Origin of the sequence: Mesorhizobium ciceri WSM4083 (assembly GCF_000519305.1) — a bacterium.
GTDB lineage: Bacteria > Pseudomonadota > Alphaproteobacteria > Rhizobiales > Rhizobiaceae > Mesorhizobium > Mesorhizobium ciceri_B.
Map to the genome: position 1 here is coordinate 31,240 of NZ_JAFG01000004.1, position 24,035 is coordinate 55,274.

The 24,035-nt window shown below is 63.4% G+C and carries 24 protein-coding genes; 7 read left to right on the top strand and 17 right to left on the bottom strand.

The genetic code is table 11. From position 1 onward, the window contains the following. The first annotated feature begins 130 nt into the window (after positions 1-130). The 3 genes from MESCI2_RS0106070 (at position 131) to MESCI2_RS0106080 (ending at position 3,243) form a co-directional block, all read left to right on the top strand. Positions 131-2,452: a PAS domain-containing sensor histidine kinase gene (locus tag MESCI2_RS0106070; RefSeq protein WP_027035779.1), complete on the top strand. Its 2,322-nt coding sequence runs from the start codon at positions 131-133 to the stop codon at positions 2,450-2,452. A gap of 108 nt (positions 2,453-2,560) precedes the next feature. Beyond that, a complete protein-coding gene (locus tag MESCI2_RS0106075) occupies positions 2,561-2,821 on the top strand; it encodes a type II toxin-antitoxin system prevent-host-death family antitoxin (protein WP_027035780.1) in 261 nt (86 codons plus the stop codon). Further along, on the top strand, positions 2,818-3,243 hold the full coding sequence (locus MESCI2_RS0106080; protein WP_027035781.1) for a type II toxin-antitoxin system PemK/MazF family toxin: 426 nt from the start codon (positions 2,818-2,820) through the stop codon (positions 3,241-3,243). The genes MESCI2_RS0106075 and MESCI2_RS0106080 overlap by 4 nt, the downstream gene beginning before the upstream one ends. Before the next feature lie 59 nt (positions 3,244-3,302). Here the strand turns inward: MESCI2_RS0106080 and MESCI2_RS0106085 are convergent, their stop codons facing one another. From MESCI2_RS0106085 to MESCI2_RS0106095, 3 genes are read right to left on the bottom strand one after another with little or no spacing between them, the layout of a single operon-like run. After that, on the bottom strand, positions 3,303-6,251 hold the full coding sequence (locus tag MESCI2_RS0106085; RefSeq protein WP_027035782.1) for a bifunctional [glutamine synthetase] adenylyltransferase/[glutamine synthetase]-adenylyl-L-tyrosine phosphorylase: 2,949 nt from the start codon (positions 6,249-6,251) through the stop codon (positions 3,303-3,305). Beyond that, on the bottom strand, positions 6,251-7,726 hold the full coding sequence (locus MESCI2_RS0106090) for a sensor histidine kinase (protein ID WP_027035783.1): 1,476 nt from the start codon (positions 7,724-7,726) through the stop codon (positions 6,251-6,253). Before MESCI2_RS0106090 ends, MESCI2_RS0106085 begins: the two co-directional genes overlap by 1 nt. A gap of 7 nt (positions 7,727-7,733) precedes the next feature. Next, positions 7,734-8,408, bottom strand: coding sequence for a response regulator transcription factor (locus tag MESCI2_RS0106095; protein WP_023812818.1), 675 nt, complete (start codon positions 8,406-8,408; stop codon positions 7,734-7,736). Positions 8,409-8,442: 34 nt separating this feature from the next. Between MESCI2_RS0106095 and MESCI2_RS1000000139145 the strand changes: the two genes are divergently transcribed. Then, complete coding sequence (locus tag MESCI2_RS1000000139145; protein WP_276325607.1) at positions 8,443-8,565, top strand: hypothetical protein; 123 nt, start codon at positions 8,443-8,445, stop codon at positions 8,563-8,565. Between the two features lie 194 nt (positions 8,566-8,759). Here the strand turns inward: MESCI2_RS1000000139145 and MESCI2_RS0106105 are convergent, their stop codons facing one another. Further along, on the bottom strand, positions 8,760-10,313 hold the full coding sequence (locus MESCI2_RS0106105) for a Do family serine endopeptidase (protein WP_027035784.1): 1,554 nt from the start codon (positions 10,311-10,313) through the stop codon (positions 8,760-8,762). A 196-nt stretch (positions 10,314-10,509) separates the two neighbouring features. On the opposite strand from MESCI2_RS0106105, the gene MESCI2_RS0106110 reads away from it, so the two are divergent. Both MESCI2_RS0106110 and MESCI2_RS0106115 read left to right on the top strand, forming a co-directional pair. Continuing rightward, positions 10,510-10,779, top strand: a complete 270-nt coding sequence (locus tag MESCI2_RS0106110) for a CopG family ribbon-helix-helix protein (protein WP_027035785.1) — start codon at positions 10,510-10,512, stop codon at positions 10,777-10,779. After that, positions 10,776-11,084, top strand: coding sequence for a type II toxin-antitoxin system RelE/ParE family toxin (locus MESCI2_RS0106115; protein ID WP_027035786.1), 309 nt, complete (start codon positions 10,776-10,778; stop codon positions 11,082-11,084). The genes MESCI2_RS0106110 and MESCI2_RS0106115 overlap by 4 nt, the downstream gene beginning before the upstream one ends. Here the strand turns inward: MESCI2_RS0106115 and MESCI2_RS0106120 are convergent. From MESCI2_RS0106120 to MESCI2_RS0106160, 9 genes are all read right to left on the bottom strand, one after another. Next, the gene (locus MESCI2_RS0106120; protein ID WP_027035787.1) at positions 11,081-11,545 is read right to left on the bottom strand and encodes a cytochrome c-type biogenesis protein; all 465 of its coding nucleotides are present in this window, start codon (positions 11,543-11,545) and stop codon (positions 11,081-11,083) included. The genes MESCI2_RS0106115 and MESCI2_RS0106120 overlap by 4 nt on opposite strands. Then, on the bottom strand, positions 11,542-13,533 hold the full coding sequence (locus MESCI2_RS0106125; protein ID WP_027035788.1) for a heme lyase CcmF/NrfE family subunit: 1,992 nt from the start codon (positions 13,531-13,533) through the stop codon (positions 11,542-11,544). Before MESCI2_RS0106125 ends, MESCI2_RS0106120 begins: the two co-directional genes overlap by 4 nt. A 32-nt stretch (positions 13,534-13,565) precedes the next feature. Next, positions 13,566-14,009, bottom strand: coding sequence for a cytochrome c maturation protein CcmE (gene ccmE, locus MESCI2_RS0106130; protein ID WP_027035789.1), 444 nt, complete (start codon positions 14,007-14,009; stop codon positions 13,566-13,568). An 8-nt stretch (positions 14,010-14,017) separates the two neighbouring features. Beyond that, entirely contained in the window at positions 14,018-15,154 is a 1,137-nt protein-coding gene (ccmI, locus tag MESCI2_RS0106135; protein ID WP_027035790.1) for a c-type cytochrome biogenesis protein CcmI, read from the bottom strand. A 93-nt stretch (positions 15,155-15,247) separates the two neighbouring features. Next, on the bottom strand, positions 15,248-15,685 hold the full coding sequence (locus MESCI2_RS0106140; RefSeq protein WP_027035791.1) for a hypothetical protein: 438 nt from the start codon (positions 15,683-15,685) through the stop codon (positions 15,248-15,250). A 184-nt stretch (positions 15,686-15,869) separates the two neighbouring features. Then, the gene (locus MESCI2_RS0106145; RefSeq protein ID WP_027035792.1) at positions 15,870-17,303 is read right to left on the bottom strand and encodes an ATP-binding protein; all 1,434 of its coding nucleotides are present in this window, start codon (positions 17,301-17,303) and stop codon (positions 15,870-15,872) included. Next, complete coding sequence (locus MESCI2_RS0106150; RefSeq protein WP_023812809.1) at positions 17,287-17,952, bottom strand: response regulator transcription factor; 666 nt, start codon at positions 17,950-17,952, stop codon at positions 17,287-17,289. Before MESCI2_RS0106150 ends, MESCI2_RS0106145 begins: the two co-directional genes overlap by 17 nt. Positions 17,953-18,069: 117 nt before the next feature. Continuing rightward, the gene (locus tag MESCI2_RS0106155) at positions 18,070-18,372 is read right to left on the bottom strand and encodes a hypothetical protein (protein ID WP_013532640.1); all 303 of its coding nucleotides are present in this window, start codon (positions 18,370-18,372) and stop codon (positions 18,070-18,072) included. A gap of 175 nt (positions 18,373-18,547) precedes the next feature. After that, positions 18,548-18,955 (bottom strand): DUF3168 domain-containing protein, encoded by a 408-nt coding sequence (locus tag MESCI2_RS0106160; protein WP_027035793.1) that lies wholly within the window; start codon positions 18,953-18,955, stop codon positions 18,548-18,550. A 294-nt stretch (positions 18,956-19,249) separates the two neighbouring features. Here MESCI2_RS0106160 and MESCI2_RS0106165 point away from each other — a divergent pair, with 294 nt between their 5' ends. Next, complete coding sequence (locus MESCI2_RS0106165; protein WP_027035794.1) at positions 19,250-20,038, top strand: 2-keto-4-pentenoate hydratase; 789 nt, start codon at positions 19,250-19,252, stop codon at positions 20,036-20,038. On the opposite strand, the gene MESCI2_RS0106170 is transcribed toward MESCI2_RS0106165, so the two are convergent. The 4 genes from MESCI2_RS0106170 to MESCI2_RS0106185 form a co-directional block, all read right to left on the bottom strand. Next, positions 20,035-20,838, bottom strand: a complete 804-nt coding sequence (locus MESCI2_RS0106170; protein WP_027035795.1) for an ABC transporter permease — start codon at positions 20,836-20,838, stop codon at positions 20,035-20,037. The two genes, MESCI2_RS0106165 and MESCI2_RS0106170, sit on opposite strands and share 4 nt — an antisense overlap. Then, entirely contained in the window at positions 20,838-21,671 is an 834-nt protein-coding gene (locus MESCI2_RS0106175) for an ABC transporter permease (protein ID WP_027035796.1), read from the bottom strand. The genes MESCI2_RS0106170 and MESCI2_RS0106175 overlap by 1 nt, the downstream gene beginning before the upstream one ends. 24 nt (positions 21,672-21,695) lie before the next feature. Next, entirely contained in the window at positions 21,696-22,811 is a 1,116-nt protein-coding gene (locus tag MESCI2_RS0106180; RefSeq protein WP_027035797.1) for an ABC transporter substrate-binding protein, read from the bottom strand. Positions 22,812-22,879: 68 nt separating this feature from the next. Beyond that, the gene (locus MESCI2_RS0106185) at positions 22,880-23,974 is read right to left on the bottom strand and encodes an ABC transporter ATP-binding protein (RefSeq protein WP_027035798.1); all 1,095 of its coding nucleotides are present in this window, start codon (positions 23,972-23,974) and stop codon (positions 22,880-22,882) included. Between the last annotated feature and the right edge of the window lie 61 nt (positions 23,975-24,035).

The window sequence follows — 24,035 nt, forward strand, 5'->3', positions numbered from 1 at the left end:
AGTCTATTTTTAATCTTTTTTCGCCGGACCACTGGACAAGGCGAATCACCTTTGATTCTTTACTGACGATTCGGATGTGCGGCGTTTGCCGGATCACCAAGCAGCATAGGCAATTCGGGGAGTGCCATTTATGGCGAAGGCGGACGCGTGGGGCGCGCCCGGAGGGACGGTTTTTGCGCATCGCGAGACGCGCGGCGACGGTCTTGCCGGGAATACGCGGCTCATCGCCGAACCGGCCTACCGGCGGCTTCTGGCCGCCGAGCCGCTGCTGCGCCGATCGATACCCGTCCTCATCATCACCTTCCTGATCGTCATCGCGGCGCTGCGCGTGCTGTCGCTGATGAACGAGCGTGACGATGTCGAGCGCAATGCCAAGGCGATCCTGACGCTGGCGGCGGGCCAACTGGCCAGTTCGCTAGCCACCACCTCGGAAACGGTGCCCGGCGCCATACAGGATCTGCTGGAGACCACCAGCCGCCAGGGCGCGATGGGCCGCAGCCATGTGCTTGTCATCACCGACAGCGCTTTCAAGATCGTCGCGGTGACGCCGCGCTCCATGCCATGGCAGGGCCATTCGCTCGACGGCCTCGTCGAGGGCGGCCAGCCCTTGTTCATGTTCGGCGATCGTGCTGGCGTCATGGACGTCAACATCGACGGACGGGACTGGTACGCGGCGGTCAGCCTGGCGAATGGCGGCAAGGGCGCATCGGCGGCCCTGGTGCCACAGGACGCGGTTTTCGATGCCTGGCGCAAGACTGTTTCGCTGAACGTCACCCTGTTCGTGCTGACGGCCGGTGTGCTGATCGTCATCCTCTATGCCTATTTCGGCCAGGCAGCACGTGCGCAGGCGGCCGACCGCATCTACCTCGAAGCGCATCAGCGCATCGACATGGCGCTGGTTCGCGGCCGCTGCGGCCTGTGGGACTGGGACATGGTGCGCGGCAAGATGTACTGGTCGCGCTCGATGTACGATATGCTCGGCTACAAGCCCTGCGACACGATGCTGTCCTTCGGCGAGGTCGATCAGATCATCCATCCCGAGGACGGCGACCTGTTCGAGCTCGCCAACAGGATCGTCGCACGCGAGATCGACCACATCGACCAGGTGTTCCGCATGCGCCATGCCGACGGCCAATGGGTCTGGATGCGCGCACGGGCACAGGTCATCGATCCGGAAGCGCCGGAGATCCAGCTGATCGGCATTGCCGTCGACGTCACCGAACAGCGTCATCTGGCGCTGCGGTCCGAGGCTGCCGACCTTCGCCTCAGAACGGCGATCGAGAACATCAACGAATCCTTCGTGCTGTGGGATTCGACGCAGCGCCTGATCATGTGCAATTCCAAATACCAGCAGGACAACGGGCTCTCGGACCGCGACGTGATGCCGGGCACCGCGCGCGCGGCGCTGGAAGAACGCATGCTGGCCTTTGCTTCCGAACGGCGGCTTGCCCACACCAGCGGCCTGCAGGGCGGCGCCACTTTCGAGCGGCAACTGGCCGATGGCCGATGGCTGCAGGTCAACGAACTGAAGACCAGGGACGGCGGCATCGTCTCGGTCGGCTCCGACATCACCCAGATCAAGCTGCACCAGGAGAAGCTGGTCGACAGCGAGCGCCGGCTGATGGCAACGATCCATGATCTCAGCCTCGCGCGGCGGGCCGAAGAGGAGCGTTCGCGCGAACTGGTCGACCTCAACCGCAAATATATGAAGGAAACCGAACGCGCCGAAGCTGCGAACCGGGCCAAATCCGAATTCCTGGCCAACATGTCGCATGAGTTGCGCACGCCGCTGAACGCCATCATCGGCTTCTCCGAACTGATGGAACAAGGGCTGTTCGGCCCGCTCGGATCGGAGCGCTACGAGGAATATGCCACCGACATCAACAGCAGCGGCAAATATCTGCTGGGCGTCATCAACGACATTCTCGACATGTCCAAGATCGAGGCCGGCCAGTTCTCTCTCGACCGGGAAGAGATCGACCTCGGCCCGCTGATCAGCGAAACCGTACGCGTCGTTTCGCTGCAGGCGGCGCAAAAGGCCATCACCGTGGAAACGCGCATTGCCGATGCGCTGACGCTGGTCGCCGATCGCCGTGCGATCAAGCAGATCGTCATCAACCTTTTGTCCAATGCGGTGAAGTTCACCGGCCAGGGCGGCCACATATCGGTCAGGGCCCGCAACACATCCGGCGCGTTGGTGCTGACGATCGAGGACAATGGCTGCGGCATCCCCAAGGAGGCGCTCGGCAAGCTCGGACGGCCCTTCGAGCAGGTGCAGAACCAGTTCTCCAAGAGCCATGCCGGGTCTGGCCTTGGCCTTGCCATCTCACGTTCGCTGGCCGAGCTTCAGGGCGGCGCGCTGAAGATCCGGTCGAGCGAAGGTGTCGGCACGATCGTGTCGGTGCGCATCCCGGTGAAGAGGGCCGTGCTGGCCGTCAAGGTTGCGGCCTGAAGATTTCATTACCATTCCAAGCTTGATCCCACCTCACAGGCCCGAGGTGAGATGCTTTGACAAAGCTATCTATTTTATCTATTTTAGATAGAAAAGAGAGGCATTGTCATGCGAGTGACTTCAACAGAATTCCAGCAGAATGTCGGGCGTTTTCAGGACGCCGCCCAGCGTGCGCCGATCGCAATCACAAAGAATGGCCGGACCCACACGGTACTCCTGTCGGCGGCGATGTTCGAGGTGTTGGTCAAGGGACGAGTCGCCCGTAACGCGGAAGAACTGGACGATGAGACGCTGAACGCCATCGCCGAAAGCGCCGTACCGAGCGAATATGCCGGGCTCGATGCGATGCTCAAAGACTGGACACCGTGAGCCTGCCCAAACCTATCCCGGGTATGATGATTTCCTATTCGTACCTTTGGGTGAGAGAACACCAAAAAGGTGCGGAGGAAGGCCGCAAAAGCCGGCCATGCGCCATTGTCGCCGCGCGCCGGGTCGTGGAGGGCCGTGAAGTCATAACGGTCGTTCCGGTCACACACTCGCCACCGGCTGATCCTGCCGATGCAGTAGAAATACCTGCGCCACTCAAAGCCGATGACACGCCGTCATGGATCGTCGTGACCGAAACCAATGACTTCCTCTGGCCAGGTCCAGACCTCAGGCCCATCGCGGGGAGCAAACCGTCCCGGTTCGACTATGGCATGCTGCCGCCGCGTTTCTATGCCTATCTGCGCGACCGGATTTTGCAGTCTCACGCGAGCCGGGCGCTCCAGCAGATTCGGCGAACAGAGTAGCTGCAAGAGACTGGAAGACCACGAAACGTCTTCGGTTCCAGGGGACGATCGCTTCACGGTCATCCCGTACGAAGCAAAAGATCGAAATCCTTCCTGACCGTCTGCGACGTCTCCTTGAGGTGTGCTTCCAGCACACCGAAATCCGGCAGGTCGGTCACCGCCAGAAGCAGATCCGAAAGCCCCGGCGGCACGTCGTCGCGCTCGAAGGCTCCGGTGAGGCACAACCGCGTCATCTGGGTCAGTGCAAGATAGAGCGCGTAGGCATCGCCAAGCTCCTGCCTTATCCCGGCATCGGCGAATCCGGGTGCGAGGCGCGACAGGATCTCGGCCGTACCGGTGGCACGCGGCCCGACCCCGACCTGCCCGGTGATGACGGCCACCTGGGCGATGAATTCGAGATCGATGAGGCCGCCGGGGATCAGCTTGATGTCCCAGAGATCGCGCGGCGGCTTTTCCTTCTCGATCATAGCCCGCATGTCCGCAGCCTCGGCCATCACCTTTGCAGCATCGCGCGGCTGTCCAAGCACCGCCGCTACTTCCGCTTCAACCTCGCCGCACAGGCTGGCGTCGCCGGCTATGGCGCGGGCGCGGGCCAGCGCCATGTGCTCCCAGGTCCAGGCTTCCTGGCGCTGGTATTTCTTGAAGGCATCGATATGGGTGGCCACCGGCCCCTTGTTGCCGGACGGCCGCAGGCGCAGGTCAAGTTCGTAGAGCACGCCCTCCGCCGTCGGCGCCGACACGGCCGCGATCAGCCTTTGCGTCATGCGGGTGTAGTAATGCGAAGGCGCCAGCGGCTTGTCGCCGTCGGACTCTTCGGCATCCGGCGCGTGGTCGTAGAGCAGGATCAGGTCGACATCCGATCCGGCGGTCAGCTCGCGGCTGCCGAGCTTGCCCATACCGAGCAGCGCAACCACGCCGCCGGCAATGGTGCCGTGGCGCGCCGCGAATTCGGCCGTCACCGCCTGCAACGCCGCCTCGATGGTGAGATCCGCCAGATCGGAAAAGGCGCGGCCGGCCCGCGCCGGATCGATCGAGCCGGCGAGCAGCCGGACGCCGATCAGGAATTTGTGCTCGGAAGCAAAGATGCGCAGCCGGTCGAGCACGTCTTCATAGAGCCGGTCGCCCTCGACAAAGGCGGAAAGCCGCGCCGACAGATAGGCGCGGTCCGGCAATTCGGTCAGCAAAGCCGGGTCGAGCAAGCCGTCGAAGACATGCGGTCGGCGCGTGATGATCGCCGCCAGCCGAGGTGCGGCACCCATGATCGTCGCCAGAAGCTTCAGCAGGGCCGGATTGGATTGCAGCAGGGAGAACAGCTGGATGCCGGCCGGCAGGCCGGCGAGAAACTCGTCGAAGCGCATCAGCGCTTCGTCGGCCCGGCGCGTCTGGCCGAAGGAGCGCAGCAGCGCCGGCGTCAATTCCGTCAGCCGCTCGCGCGCCTCCGCCGATTGGGTGACGCGATAGCGGCCAAAATGCCAGCCTCGGATGACGCGGCAGATGTCGCTTGGCCGCTGAAAGCCGAGCCCGTGCAAGGTCTGCAGTGTATCAGGATCGTCGACATCGCCGGTGAAGACCAGATTGCCGATGCCTGTCGACAGTTCGGGTGCTGTTTCGAACAGTGCCGCGTAGTGGCGTTCGACCTGCTGCAGCGAGGCGCGGAACGCTTGGGAAAAGGCAGATGCATCGGCAAAGGCGAGCATGCGGGCGATGCGCTCCAAGCCTTCATCATCTTCCGGAAGCATGTGGGTCTGCTCGTCGGCAACCATCTGCACGGCATGTTCGACGCGGCGCAGGAACCAGTACTGACGAGCCAGCGCATCGCGCGCCTCGGTGGTGATCCAGCCGCGGGTCGCAAGCTCGCCGAGCATCGGCACGGTCTCGCGGCCACGCAGTTCAGGGAAGCGTCCGCCGGCGATGAGCTGCTGGGTCTGGACGAAGAACTCGATCTCTCGAATGCCGCCGCGGCCGAGCTTGACGTTGTGGCCCTTGACCGCGATCTCGCCGTGACCCTTGTGGGCGTGGATCTGGCGCTTGATCGAATGGACGTCGGCAATCGCCGCGTAGTCCATGTATTTGCGCCAGATATAGGGCTGCAACTCCTTGAGGAAGGCCGCACCCGCGGCCAGATCGCCTGCCACCGGGCGTGCCTTGATCATCGCGGCGCGCTCCCAGTTCTGGCCGCGTGCCTCATAGTAGCGCAGTGCCGCCTCGACCGGGATCGCCAGCGGTGTCGAACCGGGGTCTGGGCGCAGTCTCAGATCGGTGCGGAAGACATAACCGTGTTCGGTGCGGTCCTGCAGGATGCGCACCAGGCGGCGCGTCAGCCTCGAAAACAACTCAGTGGCGTCGAGCGGATCGACGACGGCCGGCGCTTCCGGATCGAAGAAAACCACCAGATCGATGTCGGAGGAAAAATTCAGCTCATGCGCGCCGAGCTTGCCCATGCCGAGCAGGATCCAGCCCGACTGTTTCGACGGATTGCCGACATCCGGCAGTTTGAGTTTGCCCTGGCTATGCGCGTCGCGCAGCAGGAAGTCGACGGCCGCACGGGTGCAGGCGTCTGCAAGATCGCTCAATCGCCGGACCGTCAGCGCCGTTTCGGCCTCGCCGGCAAGATCGGCCAGCGCGATCAGGAAATGCGCCTCCGCCTTCCACTGGCGCAGCTCCATCATCAAGCCGGATTCCGAGACTGCTTCGGCTAGATGCACCTGGTCGATGGCGGCGCCGATCGCCTTCAGCCGAGCCTCGATCGTCTGCTCGAACAGCCCATCCAGGATTTGTGGCCGGCGACGTGCGGTATCACGCAGAAACGGCGACAGATCGAAGACGGCGGCGAGGAAATCCTGGCCCTCCCCTTTGCCGGCCAGGAACTTGGCCAGCCGCGTCAACCCTTCTTCACGTGCGGCGGAAGCGATCTCGGCCAGTTCCAGCCGCGCGCGGTCCTTGTCCAGCGGGGCAAGCCTGGCCGTCGGCTTCAGCAGCCAATCTTTCACCCTCGCAGCCGTGCTCATCAGTGATCCTCCCGTGCCGGGAAACTCATGACCACGGATAATCCAGGATTGCCGGGCAAGAGTTCAAGCCGGCCATTGTGGAATGTCATGACCGCCTTGGCGAGGCTGAGGCCAAGACCGGAACCCGGCTGCGAACGGCTCTTCTCCAGCCGCACGAAGCGTTCCGTGGCACGCGCGCGGTCGCCGTCGTCGGGAATGCCGTGTCCATTGTCGGCAACCGACAGGCGGACGTCCGCACCGGCTCGCTCAAGCGTGACGCGCACCGCCGGCTGGGCATTGGCGCCGGTGGAATATTTGATGGCGTTGTCGACGATGTTCGACAGCGCCTGACCGATCAGTTCGCGGTTGCCGTTGACGGACACCGCCTCGCGCACATCTGCTTCCAGCGACACGCCTGCCTCTTCCGCCACCGGCTCGTAGAGCTCGACGACATCGCGCACGGCCTCCGCCAGATCGACGCGGTTGGTGTTCTCCGAGGAGTAGCCGGCCTCGAGCCGGGAAATCATCAGGATGGCGTTGAAGGTTTTTATCAACTGGTCCGACTCGGCAATGGTGCCTTCCAGCGCCTGCCGGTAGTCGGTGGGCTTTTGCTTGCCCGAAAGCGTCGCTTCGGCCCGGTTGCGCAACCGGGTCAGCGGCGTCTTCAGATCATGCGCGATGTTGTCGGAAACCTGCTTCAGGCCTTCATTCAGCGTGGCGATCCTGGCCAGCATGGCATTGAGATTTTCGGAGAGCCGGTCGAACTCATCGCCAACCCCCGTCACCGGCAGCCTGCCCGACAGATCGCCGCCCATGATGCGGCGGCTGGCCTCCGACACGCTGTCGATGCGCTTCAGCGCGGCGCGGCCGACAAAAAACCAGATCAGCAATCCGCCCAGCCCCATCATGCCGAGCGCCAGCATCAGCGCACGGCGGATGACGGCACGAAACCGTTCCGGCTCGCCGAGATCGCGGCCGACCAGCATGATCATCTGGTTCGGCAGCCGCAGCACCAGCGCGATGGCGTTATGGCCCTTTTCGCCCTGCGCCTGCGCATCGCTCTGTTCGGATTGGGTGCTGCCCTGCTCGGCGGGCAGATTGCGTAGACGCTCGAGTTCTCCCTCGCCAAAGCGCTGATAGGAGAACGGGCTCGAGGTCCAGCCTTCGGTTTCGAGAACGCCAGGTTCGAGGCTCTGCACATTGCCGGTCAGGATCTGTCCGTTGGCGTCGGCAATCAGATAGAGGTTTGCGCCGGGCTGGCGCGAGCGCGCTTCGACCACGCGGACCAGTACCGGCAGGCCGCCGCGCTGATAGGCGCGAGCCAGACCGAGCACCTCGTCATTGATGGTGTCCTGGGTCTGTGCGGTCAGCATGCGCGCCGACAGCGAGGTCATGTAGAAGACGAGCGCCACCGCGCACAGCGCGAAGAGCAGGAGGTAGAGCGCCGAAAGCCGCGCTGCCGTCGTCTTCATGATGGCTGGCACGGAAAGAGCCATGCTGCTGCTAGCCGCTCTTCAACATATAGCCCGCGCCGCGAACCGTATGCAGGATGGGCTTGTCGAAGCCCTTCTCGATCTTGCCGCGCAGCCGGGAGACATGGACGTCGATGACATTGGTCTGCGGATCGAAATGGTAGTCCCAGACATTTTCCAGCAGCATGGTGCGCGTCACCACCTGGCCGGCATGCCGCATCAAATATTCGAGCAATCGGAATTCACGCGGCTGCAGCGTTATCTCGCGTGACGCACGGCGGACCGAATGCGACAGCCTGTCGAGTTCGAGATCGCCGACGCGGTAGACGGTTTCGGCTTCCTTGGCGCTGGCGCGACGGTTCAGAACCTCGACGCGGGCCAGAAGCTCGGAGAAGGCGTAGGGTTTTGTCAGGTAATCGTCGCCGCCGGCGCGCAGACCCGTGACCCTATCATCGACCTCGCCGAGCGCCGACAGGATCAGCACCGGCGTCGTGTTGCCCCTGGACCGGAGACCGGCAATGACCGACAGGCCGTCGCGACGCGGCATCATCCGGTCGATCACCATCACGTCGTAGTCGCCGGCGTCGGCGAGCGCAAAGCCGGTTTCGCCGTCACCGGCGACATGCGCGGTGTGACCGGCCTCGGCAAAGGCTTTCTGCAAGTAATCCGCAGCCTCGCGATCGTCTTCTATGACGAGAATCTTCATAGGGCTGTTATACGCGATTTCGCCGGAAGGTTGAGTGGCAGACATCTGCATTGTGGCCTTTGCCAAAGCGCATCGCGATCAAGATCGCTCGAAGCAGTGCGCGATAAAGCTGCTCGCTGCCGATGTCGTTGGCATCGGATCGCCGAAGCGCTTTTGAAAGTGTGCGGCAGCGGGCGATGGGAAGCCCGCTGCCGCCGGGGGAAGGCGCGATGACTGACTAACGCGCGTTCCTCCATGCTTTCCCGTACGGCGGCTCGGGGGTGTTGAACCGGCGCACTGGAAAAGTCCAACTTGCCGCCGGAACGCCCTCACCCACCTTGGAAAGGCCGAGAGAACGCTCCGGGGCCGAGCTCAGCCCTTGGCGACGGGCAGCGCGACGAAACGATTGGTGTCGTCGCGGGTGATCTGCATCAGCACTGCCTTGCGGCCGGATTTGACTGCATCGGTCATCGCCTTGGTGACGTCTTCGGTGCCGTTCACTTCGGTCGAATTGACTGACGTGATGACGTCGCCCGGCTGGATGCCGCGATCGGCGGCGTCGCTGTCGGGATCGACATCGGTCACCACCAGTCCCTTGCCGTTTTCGGACTTGGTGACGGTCAGGCCGAGATCGGCCAGCGTGTCGGGCTTTGCCGGAGCGGCAGGCTGCGACTGGTCGACAGAGGCCTGCTTGTCGCTCGAGGGCAGTTTGCCGAGATCGACCTTGACCGCTTGGCTCTTGCCGTCGCGCCACACGGTGACGTCGACCGATTTGCCAGGCGAGAAGGCGCCGATCAACCGTGCCAGTTCCTTCGGCGAAGCGACATCCTTGCCGTCGACCTGAGTGATCACGTCACCGGCCGTGATGCCCGCCTTCTTGCCGGGACCATCGTCCTGGGCGCTGGAAACCAGTGCGCCGTTGTTGGACTTCAGACCAAGCGACTCAGCGATGTCGGAGGTGACCGGCTGGATTTCGACGCCGAGCCAGCCGCGCTGCACGGAACCGCTCTTCATCAGGTCCTGAACGACCTGCTTGGCGGTCGAAGCGGGAATGTCGAAGGCTATGCCGACGCTGCCGCCGGACGGCGAGAAGATCGCGGTGTTGATGCCGACGACCTGGCCGTTGAGGTTGAAGGTCGGGCCGCCCGAATTGCCGCGGTTGACCGATGCGTCGATCTGGATGAAGTCGTCATAAGGGCCAGCGCCGATGTCGCGGCCGCGGGCGGAGACGATGCCGGCGGTGACGGTGCCACCAAGGCCGAACGGATTGCCGACGGCCACCACCCAGTCGCCGACGCGAACCTTGGAGTCGTCGGCGAAGTCGACATAGGTAAACTTGCCGACGCCGTCGACCTTGAGCACGGCGAGATCGGTGCGCGGGTCGGTGCCGATCAGCTTGGCGTCGAGTTCCTTGCCGTCATTCATCACCACGGTGAAGGCCGAGCCTTCCGAAACGACGTGGTTGTTGGTGACGAGGTAGCCGTCATCCGAGATGAAGAAGCCGGATCCCTGGGCAACCGGCCGCGGCTGGTCGTTGTTGCGGTCGCGGTGGCTGAAGCGCCTGTTGCCGCCACCCTGGCCGTCCTGGTCACCAAAGCCACGGAATTCCTTGAAGAAGCGGCGCAGCTGGGGATTGTTGGGCAGGTTGTTCATGCCATCCTGGTCGTCGGACGGATCGGAGCCGTCATCGGCGGCCGGGCTGATCTTGGCCTTGACCTTGACGCTGACAACAGCGGGAGAAACGCGCTCGACGACATCGGCGAAGCCCGGCACCTGCGGCGCCTCGACACGCACGGCATCAGCCAGAACAGGGCTGGTTCCGCTGGTCAGCGCGCCGACACCGATCGCACCGGCCACGGCGACAGACGCGACGGCAGCCATGAGACGCTTGCGGGTGACGGAATATGAATTGGGGGCAATATTCATGGATTTCTTATCCTCTTTCAAACGGACGCTGCTTGATCGGCATCCTCAGGAAAAGAGAATTAGAGCGGTACACATTACAGCGCCATTTCCGACACATGAAACTTTGGTAATGTTTGGGGTCAGGGGACGCACAACCCCCTTGGCTGCGAAGTCCGATGTGCTATCTTGTACACAACTCAGCACAAGGCTTTCATAAATGACAGCAAGCACCACTTTGACCATCCGGGTCTCTTCCGAAACCAAGCTGAAGCTGGAGCGGATCGCCACCGACACCCGGCGTAGCAAATCGTTCCTCGCCGCCGAGGCGGTCTCGGCCTACGTCGATCGCGAACTCGATATCATTGAAGGCATCAAACGCGGCATGGAAGATGCGGCGGCTGGCCGTGTCGTGCCTCACGACGATGCCATGGCGGAAATCGACGCGGTCATCGAATCGGCGGAAGCCAGGCGCTTGGGCAAGGCGTGAAGCGGTTCGTCGCCTGGTCGCGAGAAGCGCTGGACGATCTTAAGCAGCAAGTTGCCTTTATCGCTCAGGACAATCCTGCAGCAGCCCGACGCCTCGCGGATCGTATTCGTGAAATGGGCCGGGGCCTTGGTGATATAGCGACGGGCCGGCCAGGCCGAGTAACAGGCACATATGAGAAGTTCATCGGCCGCCTGCCCTACATCATTGCCTATGAGTTGCGCCCGATCGCTGGCCGTCAGAGCGTCGTTATCCTGCGTGTCATTCACACGTCGCGGGACTGGCCCTCGGAGGAATGGCCGAGCTAATTGCCTAGTATCTTGTCCAGCGCCGCCTGTTCCTCAGTGGTCAGTGCATTGGTTGCCAGCGTGCGGCGCGACCGCGCGGTCAGCACGATGAAAACACCTCCCACCAGCAACAGCAGGACAGGCGTGCCCCACAGCAACGCATTGCGCAGGTCGAAACGCGGCTTCAGCAGCACGAACTCGCCGTAACGCGACACCACGTAATCCATCACCTGCTGGTCGGTGTCGCCGGCGACGAGGCGCTGGCGCACAAGGACGCGCAGGTCGCGGGCAAGGTCGGCGTCGGATTCGTCGATCGACTGGTTCTGGCAGACCATGCAGCGCAAGCCTTCCGACAGCGCCCGCGCCCGCGCCTCCAGCGTCGGATCAGGCAGCACTTCGTCAGGCTTCACCGCCAAGGCCGTGCCGGCAAAAAACAACGCCAGCAGCAGGACAATCGAGGTCAGCGAGAACCGTGCGTTCATGGCAGGCCTGCGGATGGCACCGCGCTCGCCTGCTTGCGCCGTCGCGACGGCGCGCCGACGCGCAGGCGCCGGTCCATCAGCGACATCGCCGCGCCCGCCATCATCATCAGGCCACCGCCCCAGATCAACGTCACCAGCGGCTTCCACCACAGACGCACGACGACGGAACCGTCTTTGCCCTCGTCGCCGAGCGAGATGTAGAGCTGCGAGAAACCGATCGTCCTGATGCCGGATTCCGTCGTCGTCATCTGCCGCACCGGATAGAACCGCTTGGCGGAGCTGATCTCGCCGACTGGACTGCCGCTGACCCCGATCAGCTCGAAGCGGCCGCGATCCTCGCTGTAATTCGGTCCCTGGGCCGGATAAAGCCCGACGAAACGCAGCGTATGCCCGGACAGTTCGACGGTCTCGCCGGCATGCATCGATAGGATCTTCTCGGTGCCGAAGCAAAGTGTGCCGACGATGCCGAGCGTGGTCAGGCCGAGGCCGAGGTGAGCGAAGGCGGTGCCGAAGACCGAGCGCGGCAAGCCGAGCAAGCGTCGGACCATGATCCCGGCGGCGACATTGCCGACCCCCGATTTGACGGCGAGGTCGGTCAGAGCGCCAAGGATCAGCCAGACGGCAAGGCCGACGCCCAGGGCTGCGAACACCGACGCGCCGTCGATGAACAGAGCGGTGACCAGCGTCGCCAGGAGGGCTGCGGCGAACGCCACCATCAGGCGCTGCGCGACGGCGAAGACATCGCCGCGCTTCCAGGCCAGCAGCGGCCCGAACGGGACCACCAGCAACAGCGGCACCATCAGCGGTCCGAAGGTGAGATTGAAGAACGGCGCGCCGACCGAGATCTTGTCGGCTGAAAAGGCTTCGACGGCGAGCGGATAGAGCGTGCCGACGAGGACGGTCGCCGTCGCCGTCGTCAGGAACAGATTGTTGAGGACGAGTGCCCCTTCTCGGGAAATCGGGTGGAACAGGCCGCCGGTCGTCAATCGGGAAGCACGCAGCGCAAACAGCGCCAGCGAGCCGCCGATAAACAGCGTCAGGATGCACAGGATAAACACGCCCCGGGTCGGATCGGTTGCAAAGGCGTGCACCGAGGTCAGCACGCCCGAACGCACAAGGAAGGTGCCGAGCAGCGACAGCGAAAAAGTCAGGATGGCGAGCAGCAGCGTCCAGATCTTCAGCGCCGAGCGCTTTTCCATGACGATGGCCGAATGCAGCAGCGCGGTGCCCGCCAGCCACGGCATGAAGGAGGCGTTCTCGACGGGATCCCAGAACCAGAAACCGCCCCAGCCAAGTTCATAGTAGGCCCAGTACGATCCCATGGCGATGCCGCCGGTCAGGAACATCCAGGCGACCAGCGTCCACGGCCGCACCCAGCGCGCCCAGGACGCGTCGATGCGCCCTTCGATGAGGGCCGCGACCGAGAAGGAAAAGCAGATCGAGAAGCCGACATAGCCGAGATAGAGGAACGGCGGGTGAATGGCGAGGCCGAGATCCTGCAGGATCGGGTTGAGATCGCGGCCTTCGATCGGCGCCGGATTGAGCCGGATGAAGGGATTGGACGTCACCAGGATGAACAGGAAGAAGGCGGCGCCGATCCCACCTTGCACGGCAAGCACATTGGCGCGCAGCGTCGCCGGCAGATTGGAGCCGAAGGCGGCAACGAGGGCGCCGAAGAAGGTCAGGATCAGCACCCAGAGCAGCATCGAGCCTTCGTGATTGCCCCAGGTTCCGGTGATCTTGTAAATCAACGGCTGCAAGGAATGCGAGTTCTCCCACACACTCGCCACCGAGAAATCGGAACTCGCATAGGCACTCGCAAGCGCTGCGAAGGATAGCGCCGTCAAGGCAAAGCCGGTCACAGCAACCGGGCCACCGACGGCCATCAGGCGCTGGTTGTTCAGGCGCGCGCCAAACAGCGGCACGACCATCTGCACCAGCGAAAGCGCAAACGCCAGGACGAGGGCGAAATGTCCGGTTTCAACCATGCCCGTGATCCGCTGTCGCTCTCCTGCCGGAGCTATTCACTCTTGCTCTCCTGCCAGACGCCCTTGGCCTTGAGGCCGTCCGCAACCTCCTTGGGCATGTAGCGCTCATCATGCTTGGCCAGCACGCTATCGGCAACAAAAACCCCGTCCGGGCCGAAAGTACCCTCGGTGATGACGCCCTGCTCTTCGCGAAAAAGGTCGGGCAGGATGCCGGTGTAGGTCACCTTGACCGATTTGTGCGTGTCGCTCACCGAAAAGCCGACCGTGGCCCCCTGCCCGCGCTGGATCGTGCCTTTTTCGACCAATCCACCCAACCGGATGCGCTGGCCAGGCTGGACGCTTGCCGTGGTGAGATCGGCCGGCATGTAGAAATAGGAGGCCTTCTGGCCAAGCGCGTAAAAAGTCAGCCCGGTCGCGGCACCCAGGAAGACCAGGCCGCCCGCGATCACCGACAGTCGTTTCTGCTTGCGCGTCATGTCTTGTTCTACTCCGTCGCCGTCAGGCCAAGCGAGGCGGCAAAGGCGGTGAATTTCTTCGCCTGGTCACTGTCGGCTCCAAAGACGGCAATGGCGCGACCGAGCGCCTCACGCGCCTGATCGGCCTTGCCGAGCACGACATAGGAACGAACGAGCCGCATCCATCCTTCCGGGTCGCGCGGATTTTGCCGCAGTTTGTCGTCGAGGCCGGCGACCATCGTGTTGATCATGGTCTCCCGATCCTGCGGCGACATCGAGGATGCGGCGTCGAAATCGCCGGCATCGGGACCGTTGGTGGCGCCGGAAGCGACGTCGGAGCTGCCGGATTTTGCGAGCGCCTGCTCGACGGCACCGCGCCATGGCGAGTCCGGCGGCAATCTGACCAGCATCGCCTGCCATGCCGTGGTTGCTTCCTTGGCGCGCCCCTCCTGCGCCAAGGCCATGGCCAGGTAGAAACTGGCCTTCGCATTGGCCGGATCGAGCTTCAGGGCTGCCTCGAAAGCATCCTGGGCATCGGCCGAGACAATGCCGCCTGCCGCGCTGGCGATCGCCTCGCCGAGACCCGCCTGGCGAACGGCGCTGTCGCCATCGAGCCGAATGGCGTTGCGATAGGCTCCCTCCGCATCGGAAAAGCGCTGCAGGCGCAGATAGACCGGTGCGAGCACGTCCCAGCCCCTGCCGTCGGCAGGATTGGCGGCCAGATGGGCTTCGGCCCGTGCCACCAGTTCGTCGACCGAACTGTCGGCGGGATTCTTGGCCAACCGCTCGCTGAGCGGTTGCGACGGCAGGTCGGGAGAGCCAAGCTTGACATAGAGCCCCCAACTGACCAGCGGCACCGCCAGCACGGCTACGGTTGCCACCAGCCTTGCCGTGACCGACGCTCGGCCCGCGGTTGCGCCGCCGGCGGCACCCGCATTGTCGAGGCGAAGGATGCGGCGAGCGATCTCGGCGCGGGCCTCGGCGGCTTCGGCCGGCTGGATCAAGCCACGCGCGGCGTCGCGGTCGAGCTCGGACAATTGGTCGCGATAGACTTCGAGATCATGTTGGCCGCTCGACGACGCGCCCTTGGCGCTGGCGGCCAGCGGCAGCAGCACCGCCAGGCTTGCACCCAGCGTGAGAATGGCGGCTATGACCCAGAACAGCATGGTTCTTCCAATACCGGCAGAGCTCTGCCGTGCCAACAGATGCATGCTGCGACGCTTTGACGACGCCAGCCGCCAATCATCGGCAGACGGTCGTCAGGTCAGCGGCGTCCAGCTGCCATCGGCGTTGCGGCAAGCGGTTCCGCGCGCCGTGAGCCCGGCGCCGCCGGAAAACACCGTCTGCGTGTACTGGCGGCAGTCCTGCGAACCGACGCGGTAGGGCTGAGCCGGAACCACCTCGCCGTAGCGCGAAGCCTGGGCGCCCTTCCACGTCACCTTCTGGCCGCTGGTCGTGTATTCCAGCGCTTTGTACTCAGCCTCGAGCGCGCTGCGCTTCTCGGTCTCGCTGAGGCCGTTGCCGATCGCCCCGCTGATGAGGCCGCCGCCCATCGCCGAAATGATCGTCGTGGTCACCTTGCCGCTGGAAGGAGGTGTGGAGGCCGGTGTCGCTGCCACGGTTGGACCCTTGCCGCTCAAGGTGGTGCAGCCGGAAACAGCCAGCAATACGGAAACAAGCGCGACGCGAATCTTCATGCCAACAACCGGTTTTCTTGAGTTGGAGCCTGCCATGGATGCGCCGGGGGCCGCGTCATCGAGAAGTCGGCGTGGCCATAGTATTGATATTTGTCGGAAATTTGGCCGCTGGCCACTGCGGGACCAATGGACATGCCGCCAATAACATCTCCCGTCCCTCTATGTCGATTGGCTCTGGTGAACATCACTGAAGGCTCCGCAATCGCACCACCGCCTTCAATCCGCCCATATCGGACCGTTCGAGCGCCAGAACGCCTCCATACTCGTTGACGAGGTCTGCGACAATGGCCAGCCCCAGACCTGTTCCGGGCTTTGTCTCGTCCAGACGCCGGCCGCGCTTCAGCGCCTCGCGCGCCTTGTCCTCGGGAATGCCCGGACCGTCATCCTCTATGCCGATCTCGAACAGGCCGGCCGGGTCGTCCTTGCCGGTCAAGGGCACGACCGAGACCTGCACCGCGCTCTTTGCCCATTTCATCGCGTTTTCAAGGAGATTGCCCAGCAGTTCCTCAAGGTCCTCGCGCTCGCCGGCGAAGACGATCTCGGCCGCCGGCAGCGACAGCGACAGATTTGTCTGCGGATTGAGCTTCCGCAGAACCCGCACCATGCGCTGCACCAGCGGCGTCACCGGCGTGCGGTAGACGACGCTGTCGCGTTGTGCCGCGACGCGGGCGCGCTGGAGATAGTGTTCGACCTGCTTCTGCATGGAAGCGGCCTGTTCGGCGATCAGCTGCCCCTTGGCGCCGCCGAGCGCGCGACCCTCGTTGAGCAGTACCGCCAGCGGCGTCTTCAGCGAATGGGCGAGATTGCCGACCTGGGTTCGCGACCGTTCGACGATGCGCCTGTTGTTTTCGATCAACGCATTGGTTTCGTTGGCAAGCGGTTCGATCTCGGCCGGGAAATGGCCGTCGAGCCTCTGGGCGGTGCCTTCGCGCACCATGGCGAGCGCGTTCTTGACCCGGCGCAGCGGCTGCAGGCCGAGCAGGATCGCGATCGCGTTGATGGCGATCATGCCGACGCCGAACAGGCTGAGATAGGTCAGCAGGCGGCGCTGGAAGGTAGCGATTTCCTGTTCGAGTTCGCTCTGGTTGCCCATGACGCGGAAACGCGCGGCCCGGTTCTTGGCGTCTAGGACGAATTCGCTCTCGAACACTTCGAGTTGCTCGCCGTCGATGCCTTCGGCCGCGTAGCTGCGCTGGAAGCTGGCGTTGAACGGCACCTCGGCAACGCTCGGTGACGGGATCGTCGTGGTCATCGACGAAGAGTGGAGATCGCCATGCACGCCTTCCGAAGCGGGCTCAACCGACCAGTACCAGCCCGAATTCGGCTCCGAGAACCGAAGGTCGCCGAGGTCTGGCGCGCCAGTCAGCGCACCGCTGTCGGAGATGCCGATCGACCCGATCAGGTTGAACAGATGCGCCGAAAGCAGGCTGTCGAAGCCGCGCTCGCTGGCCTGGCGGTAAAGCGTGGTGATCAAAGTGAAGATGACAACGAGCGTCACGATCGCCCAGACTGTGGAAAAGGCGATGACGCGGAACGTCAGCGAACGCGGCCACAAACGCAGCGAAAGCGGCGTCCTTGCGGTTGGTTTGAGCGGTTCCGAGTTACGCCTCCGGCTCACGCATGCGGTAGCCCATGCCGCGCACGGTTTCGATCATGTCGATGCCCATCTTCTTGCGCAGCCGCCCGACAAAGACCTCGATGGTGTTGGAATCGCGGTCGAAATCCTGGTCGTAGAGATGCTCGACCAGTTCGGTCCGCGAGACGACCTCCCCCATATGGTGCATCAGATAGGCAAGCAGGCGGAATTCGTGCGATGTCAGCTTCAGCGGCACGCCGTCGACATCGGCCTTGGAGGCCTTGGTGTCGAGGCGCAGCGGCCCGCAGGTCAGTTCGGACGAGGCATGGCCGGCAGCGCGCCGGATCAGAGCCCGTAACCTTGCCAGCACCTCCTCGATGTGGAACGGCTTGGTGACATAGTCGTCGGCGCCGGCATCGATGCCGGAGACCTTGTCGCTCCAGCGGTCGCGCGCCGTCAGGATCAGCACCGGCATCTTGCGGCCGCCGCGCCGCCAGCGCTCGACCACGCTGATGCCGTCCATCTGCGGCAGGCCGATATCGAGCACGACGGCGTCGTAGGGCTCGGTGTCGCCAAGGAAATGGCCTTCCTCGCCGTCGAAGGCGCGGTCGACGACATAGCCGGCATCGACCAGCGCATCCGATATCTGCCGATTGAGATCCTTGTCATCTTCGACGACGAGTACACGCATGCGGAGTTCGATACCTGTTGAAGAGCTTTGTCGGATTGAAGATTTGTCAGATTGAAGACTGGGGCAGATATAGGCCGATTCCGGCGGCCTGGGAAACGTAGCCTGAGGTTGATTGGATCAGTTCAGCGGAACGACGATTTCGGAACGGCGCGGACGTTGTCCGTCCTTGCCCGGAACGAGCACGACGATGACACAGACAGGCTGACCGCCGCGCGTCGATTGCGAGGCCTTGGCCAGCGTTCCGCCATTCTGCTCGGCCACCTGTTGGCCGATGGCGTAGCAATCGGACGCCGCCAGTACGATCGGGCTGGCCAGGTCGGGCGGCGCGATGACCGGCATCGCCATCGCCTGCGACGCGAACAGCCCGGCAGCACAAAGCGCCAGTGTCGCGGTTCGGAAGTGGGAGCGAAGCGTTTTCATGACCGGCGTTGTAACGCATCGGTGCTGAACGTGAAATGAACGGTGAACGCCGCTGAAAACATCCTCGCCACACCCCTGCAACGCGAGACAGTCAACCTGGAATTTCACCGCCTCGAACAGGTGAGATCCCGCGAAAGTCCAGTCTAGACTCCGTTTTGGCCATATTGAAAGCGCATCAGGCATTTTCCTTCGTTATCGCGCGAAAACGCAGCAGCCCGTGATGCACGAGCAGATCCTCGTCATGGCGGGCTTCGGCAAATTCCAGCGACAGTCGTGTCTGGCCGCGAGGGCCGATCACCAATGCTGCGTCGGCAAGGCGCGCCTGGATGGCGGCCATGATGGCTAGCGTTTCGGCGTCGCCATGGGCTTTCGACCAGACATGCAGCGTAATCAACTGATCGTCGGTGTTCTCGGTGCTCGTATCCCAGTCGAAAGCGGAGGTCTGGCCGCAGGTCACGTACGGAAAAGCGGCATTCTCGGCTGGCCGTTCGAGCAGTCCGGCGCCGCCCAGCAAGGCCGACAGCGATGCATCGCTTTTCAGCCTGAGAAACAGTGCCTGCTGTAAATCGCCTGGCGCGGTCATCGTCTTTTCCTCCGGTTCCTGCGCTGCTGACTATTGCTTTTGGGAAGCTGTCCGCGATCTGCGTGTTCTGACAGATATAGCCATTCGACGCGCGGAGGCGATGGCGATTCGTCATCGGAATGATGGATGCCGATGATCTCGAAAGGGCGACTTTGCCAACACCATCGTCGGCGGGCACCGCGCCGCGAACATGGACTCTCGATTCCTGGTCACATATTCTCGCTCCATACAGCGCCGCATGACGCAATGTTTCCTTGCCGTTTTTGATCCACGAAGCAATTTTGGAAGCTGATGATGCTCGATGCAGAAAAGACCAGGGCTGCGTCGCGGTTGTTGGTAGGCCACTGGGACAAGGGCACTCGTCTCGACGCCATACCCGAGGAGTTGCGCCCACAAACACGGGTCGAAGGTTACGCCATCCAGTCGCACGTCATGGATCGCTCGGTGACACCACTTTTCGGCTGGAAGATTGCCGCAACCAGTCTGGCCGGACAAAAGCACATCAACGTCGACGGCCCGATGGCCGGACGTCTCCTGGCCGAAAAAGCGGTCGAGGTCGGCGGGATCGTTTCTCTGGCGACGAGCAAGATGCGCGTGGCCGAGATCGAGTTTGCTTTCCGCTTCGGCCGCGAGCTGCCGCCTCGTCCAGCACCCTATGAAATCGCCGAAGTGATGGAAGCCGTGGCGACCTTGCACCCAGCGATCGAAATTCCGGACTCACGCTATGACGATTTTTGCGCCGTCGGGGCGCCGCAGCTCATTGCGGACAATGCCTGCGCCAATCTGTTTGTCATCGGCGAGGCGGAGGAAGACGACTGGCGCGACGTGGACCTTGCAAAGCACCCCGTGGTCGCCTCCGTTTCCGGAAGGTCGCAACATAGCGGATCGGGAGCAGCGGTGTTGGGCGATCCTCGCATCGCGCTCACCTGGATCGTCAACGAGCTGTCGGGCCTGGGCATAACACTGCAGCCGGGACAGGTGGTGATAACCGGCACCTGCGTGACGCCGATAGGCGTCCAGGCAGGCGACGAAGTCATCGGCGATCTGGGCAGGTTCGGCCGCGTCTCGGTGCGGTTTGTCTAGGCTCCGCGCTGCCTGGCCACGAAACTGCGCACCGCCAGCACCAGAACGGTGATGATGATCAGGATCACCGAGAGCGCGGCGATCGCCGGGTCGATGTTGTCGCGCAGGCCCATCCACATCAGCCTCGGCAGGGTGATGGCGTTGACCGAGGTGATGAACAAAGTGACGCCGATTTCTTCCCAGGACAGCACGAAGGAGAGAAGTGCGGCGGTAATGATGCCGAACTTGATGTTGGGCATGATGATGCGGGTGGCGCGCTCCCACACAGTGGCCCCTAAGCCCCGCGCGGCAAGGTCGATGCGCCGGTCGAGCTGGCTGAGCGAGACCAGCATCAGCACGGTGGCGAAGGGCACGGTCATCACCGAATGCGCCATGGCGACGCCAAGCCAGGTGTCGTAGCCGAAGAACGCGCTGAAACCCGAGATCGAGGTCAGCAAGAAATACAGCGTGATCGCCGAGACCACCGGCGGCACCACCATCGGCAGCAGCACGAAGCCGACCAGGGCCGCGGTGAAGCGCGGCTGGAACATCCAGACGCCAAGGCTGAAGCACAGCGCGAGCACGGTTGAAAAGGCGCTGCTGACGACGCCGATGCGGATCGAGAGCAGGATCGATTGGAGCCAGCGCGGATCCTCGATCAACGCCCGGTAGTGGCGCAGCGACAGCTCGCCCGACGGCATAGCCAGCATGCGGCTCGGCGTCAGCGACACCGGGATGACGGCAAGCAGCGGCATCAGCAGGAACAGCGCCACGAAGGCGGCGATGATCAGCGAGACGGGACCGGGGCGGTAGGTCGGCATCAGATCAACTGCTTCGGTCTGACATATCGGAACAAAAGCGCCATCAGCGCGCCGACGAACAGCACCAGCACGACGCTGATCGCCGCACCCAGGCCCCAGTCCGGGCTCTGGAAAATCCTGAGATAGATCAGCTCGGCGATCATGACGCTGCGGCCGCCGCCGAGGATCGCCGGCGTGACGAAGAAGCCGAGCGAGAAGACGAACACGATCATCGCCGCGCCGATGATGCCGGAGCGCGTCATCGGCACGAACACCGTCCAGAAGGTGCGCATGCGGCTGGAGCCGAGCCCGCGCGCAGCCAGGAGCACGCGGTCGTCGAGGCTGCGCATGGCCGACGCCAGCGGGAAGACGGCGAACGGAATGAGGAAATGGGTCATACCGACGATGACGCCGAACTCGTTGCGCACCAGCGCCAGCGGTTCGGAAATGAAGCCGATCGCCTGCAGCCAGGTGTTGATCAGGCCGCGATTGGAGAGCAGCGCCACCCAGCCGAAAGCACGGGTCAGCACGGAAATCCAGAAGGGGACGAGAATACAGAATTCGGCGATCAGGCGCTGTGCCGGCGTTCCACGCACCCAGACGACGGTGATGGCGTAGGCGGCTGCCACCGAAACCACGGTGACGATCGCCGCGATGCGTAGCGTGCGGATGAACACCGACTGCACAAGATCGTCGGTGAGCAGCGCCTCATATTGGCCGAGCCCAGGCGTCGGCAGTGTAAAGCTCCATTTGACGACGCCGAGGAATGGCCAGGCATAGGCTAGGACAAGAAACAGGAGCAGCGGCGCCATCAACAGCGCCGCGCCCATCCTGTCGGAGAGATAGGATCTCATTTCGACCGATTATCCCTGCCCTGATCAGGCCGAGATGATCTTGGTGTATTCGTCGAGCGCCGGCCCGTAATTCTTGGCGTACCAGTCCATGTCGAGCGCGATCTGCTTCTTCATGTTCTCGGGATCGACCGGGTTGATGCGCTTCTTGTCGGCCGGGATCAGCGCGTCTGCCGCCGGGTTTGCAGGACCTTGGCCGAGCTTGTCGAACATGACCAGCTGCTTTTCAGGGTCCTGGGCACTGGCGATGAACTTCATCGCAGCGTCCTTGCCGCCGGGGTTGTCCTTGAGCACGGCCAGCGCACCGGGCGAGATCAGGCCCTGGTCCCAGATGAACTTGATCTTGCCGCCGGAATCCTGCTCGATCAGTGAAGCGCGGGTCGACCAGACGATCGCCATCGAGGCCTCACCATTGAGCAACACGCTCTGGCTTTCGGCGCCGCCACCCCAATAGGCAACGACATTTTCCTTGAAGGCGGCGATCTTGTCATGGGCGCGCTTGAGATCGAGCGGGTAGAGTGACGCCGGCGCGATGCCGTCGGCCAGAAGTGCTGCTTCCCAGCTCGATACGCCCCATTTGTAGAGCGAGCGCTTGCCGGGGAATTTCTTCACGTCGAAGAAATCGGCCATGCCGGTCGGCGCGTCCTTGCCATACTTCTCGGAATCATAGGCGATGACATAGGAGAAGAAATAGGTCGAGGCGGCGTATTCCCAACCAAAGCCGGGCCGCATCTTCTTCTTGTCGACGATGTTGTAATCGATCGGCTCGAGAGCCCCCTGGGCGCCGAGCGTGATGGCCGAGAAGGGGTCCACGTCGACAAGGTCCCAGGTCGGCGCGCCGCTCTTGAATTGCGCGGCGATAGCACCTTCGGTCGGACCCGAACCGTCCATCTTGACGGTGATGCCGGTGTCCTTGGCGAAGGCCTGGCCATAGGCGGCATCGTAGGCGGTGATGGCATCGCCACCCCAGTTGACCAGCACCAGTTCCTTGGCCTGCGCAAAGGCACCTGTCGAGCGCAGCAGCATCGGCGTGCCGGCCAGCACGAGTGCCGCCAGCTGCGTGAACTGCCGGCGCGAGATCTCGCCGCGGCCTGCCCTGGCGGACAGGCTCTCGATGGCTTGTTTCTTGGTATCATGTGTCATGTCAGTTCCCCTTTTTTGTTGTTGATAGTGCCGGAAAGCGGTGCTGCGATATCTCGCCACACCGCTCGTCATTGCCCTCCATGCGGAAGGAGGAAGCCCTTTTCCGCCGGCCAGGTGAGCCAGACGGAGTTGCCCTTGCTGAGCGCTGCGGCAGCCACCTCGTTGGGCACCGAGACCGTGACCTTGGCGCCTTGCCGCGTCATCAGGTCGAGCCGCGTTGCAGCACCGAGATAGGTGGAGTTGGTGGCGGTTGCGGCGATGCCGTTCTCACCATCTGCCGCCTCGCCCGATATCGACATGTATTCCGGTCGGATCGCCAGGATTGCATCGCCTCGTACCGCCTCGGCCTTGCAGCCCATGCTGACCGCGCGGTCTTCGCACAGGCCGGTCGAGCCATTGCCGGCGGGCTTGACGCCCTTCAGCGGCAGCATGTTGATCTCGCCAAGGAACTCGGCGACGAAGCGGTTGTCCGGCCGGTCATAGACCTCGTCGGGCGCTCCGACCTGCAGCAATTTGCCGTGGTTGAAGATGGCGACGCGCGACGACAGCGCCAGCGCCTCGCTCTGGTCGTGGGTGACGAAGACGAAGGTGGTTCCGGTCTCCTGATGCAGCCGCTTCATCTCGGCTTGCATCTGGCCGCGCAGGCCTTTGTCGAGTGCGGAAAACGGCTCATCGAGCAACAGCACGCCCGGCTCGAACACCAGCGCTCGCGCCAGCGCCACGCGCTGCTGCTGGCCACCCGACAGCTGCGCCGGCAGTTTCTTCTCGTGGCCCTTGAGGCCGACGCGCTCGATCATCTCGCCGACACGGCGCTTGATGTCGGCGGCCGATTTCTTGCGCACCTTGAGGGGGAAGGCGATGTTGGCTTCGACGCTCATATGCGGGAACAACGCGTAGCCCTGGAACACCATGCCGGCGGCGCGTTGCTCGGCCGGCCGGTCGGTGATGTCGACGCCGTCGCTGAACAGCTTGCCCTCGGTCGGCTGCACGAAGCCGGCAAGGATCATCAGGAAGGTGGTCTTGCCCGAACCGGACGGCCCGAGCAGGGTCAGGAACTCGCCACGGCCGATATCGAGCGACAGATTGTCCAGCGCACGGAACGAGCCGAAGCTCTTGCCGATCCCGATTGCCTTAATCTCTGCGGCACGGCCGGGTTGCTGCATACTGCCCTTTCCCTAACGCTTGTCGAAATCGTAGGCAGGGTGCCGGCTCACCGCAACCGAA

Bases quoted from the DNA above. Each gene is read 5' to 3' on its own strand.
- MESCI2_RS0106120 (WP_027035787.1), bottom strand. From the start codon at position 11,545: ATGAACGCACGGTTCTCGCTGACCTCGATTGTCCTGCTGCTGGCGTTG.
- ccmE (WP_027035789.1), bottom strand. From the start codon at position 14,009: ATGACGCGCAAGCAGAAACGACTGTCGGTGATCGCGGGCGGCCTGGTC.
- MESCI2_RS0106070 (WP_027035779.1), top strand. From the start codon at position 131: ATGGCGAAGGCGGACGCGTGGGGCGCGCCCGGAGGGACGGTTTTTGCG.
- MESCI2_RS0106140 (WP_027035791.1), bottom strand. From the start codon at position 15,685: ATGAAGATTCGCGTCGCGCTTGTTTCCGTATTGCTGGCTGTTTCCGGC.
- MESCI2_RS0106085 (WP_027035782.1), bottom strand. From the start codon at position 6,251: ATGAGCACGGCTGCGAGGGTGAAAGATTGGCTGCTGAAGCCGACGGCC.
- MESCI2_RS0106155 (WP_013532640.1), bottom strand. From the start codon at position 18,372: ATGAAAACGCTTCGCTCCCACTTCCGAACCGCGACACTGGCGCTTTGT.
- MESCI2_RS0106150 (WP_023812809.1), bottom strand. From the start codon at position 17,952: ATGCGTGTACTCGTCGTCGAAGATGACAAGGATCTCAATCGGCAGATA.
- MESCI2_RS0106160 (WP_027035793.1), bottom strand. From the start codon at position 18,955: ATGACCGCGCCAGGCGATTTACAGCAGGCACTGTTTCTCAGGCTGAAA.
- MESCI2_RS0106125 (WP_027035788.1), bottom strand. From the start codon at position 13,533: ATGGTTGAAACCGGACATTTCGCCCTCGTCCTGGCGTTTGCGCTTTCG.
- MESCI2_RS0106095 (WP_023812818.1), bottom strand. From the start codon at position 8,408: ATGAAGATTCTCGTCATAGAAGACGATCGCGAGGCTGCGGATTACTTG.
- ccmI (WP_027035790.1), bottom strand. From the start codon at position 15,154: ATGCTGTTCTGGGTCATAGCCGCCATTCTCACGCTGGGTGCAAGCCTG.
- MESCI2_RS0106110 (WP_027035785.1), top strand. From the start codon at position 10,510: ATGACAGCAAGCACCACTTTGACCATCCGGGTCTCTTCCGAAACCAAG.
- MESCI2_RS0106170 (WP_027035795.1), bottom strand. From the start codon at position 20,838: ATGCCGACCTACCGCCCCGGTCCCGTCTCGCTGATCATCGCCGCCTTC.
- MESCI2_RS0106105 (WP_027035784.1), bottom strand. From the start codon at position 10,313: ATGAATATTGCCCCCAATTCATATTCCGTCACCCGCAAGCGTCTCATG.
- MESCI2_RS0106180 (WP_027035797.1), bottom strand. From the start codon at position 22,811: ATGACACATGATACCAAGAAACAAGCCATCGAGAGCCTGTCCGCCAGG.
- MESCI2_RS0106185 (WP_027035798.1), bottom strand. From the start codon at position 23,974: ATGCAGCAACCCGGCCGTGCCGCAGAGATTAAGGCAATCGGGATCGGC.
- MESCI2_RS0106175 (WP_027035796.1), bottom strand. From the start codon at position 21,671: ATGAGATCCTATCTCTCCGACAGGATGGGCGCGGCGCTGTTGATGGCG.
- MESCI2_RS0106090 (WP_027035783.1), bottom strand. From the start codon at position 7,726: ATGGCTCTTTCCGTGCCAGCCATCATGAAGACGACGGCAGCGCGGCTT.
- MESCI2_RS0106075 (WP_027035780.1), top strand. From the start codon at position 2,561: ATGCGAGTGACTTCAACAGAATTCCAGCAGAATGTCGGGCGTTTTCAG.
- MESCI2_RS0106165 (WP_027035794.1), top strand. From the start codon at position 19,250: ATGCTCGATGCAGAAAAGACCAGGGCTGCGTCGCGGTTGTTGGTAGGC.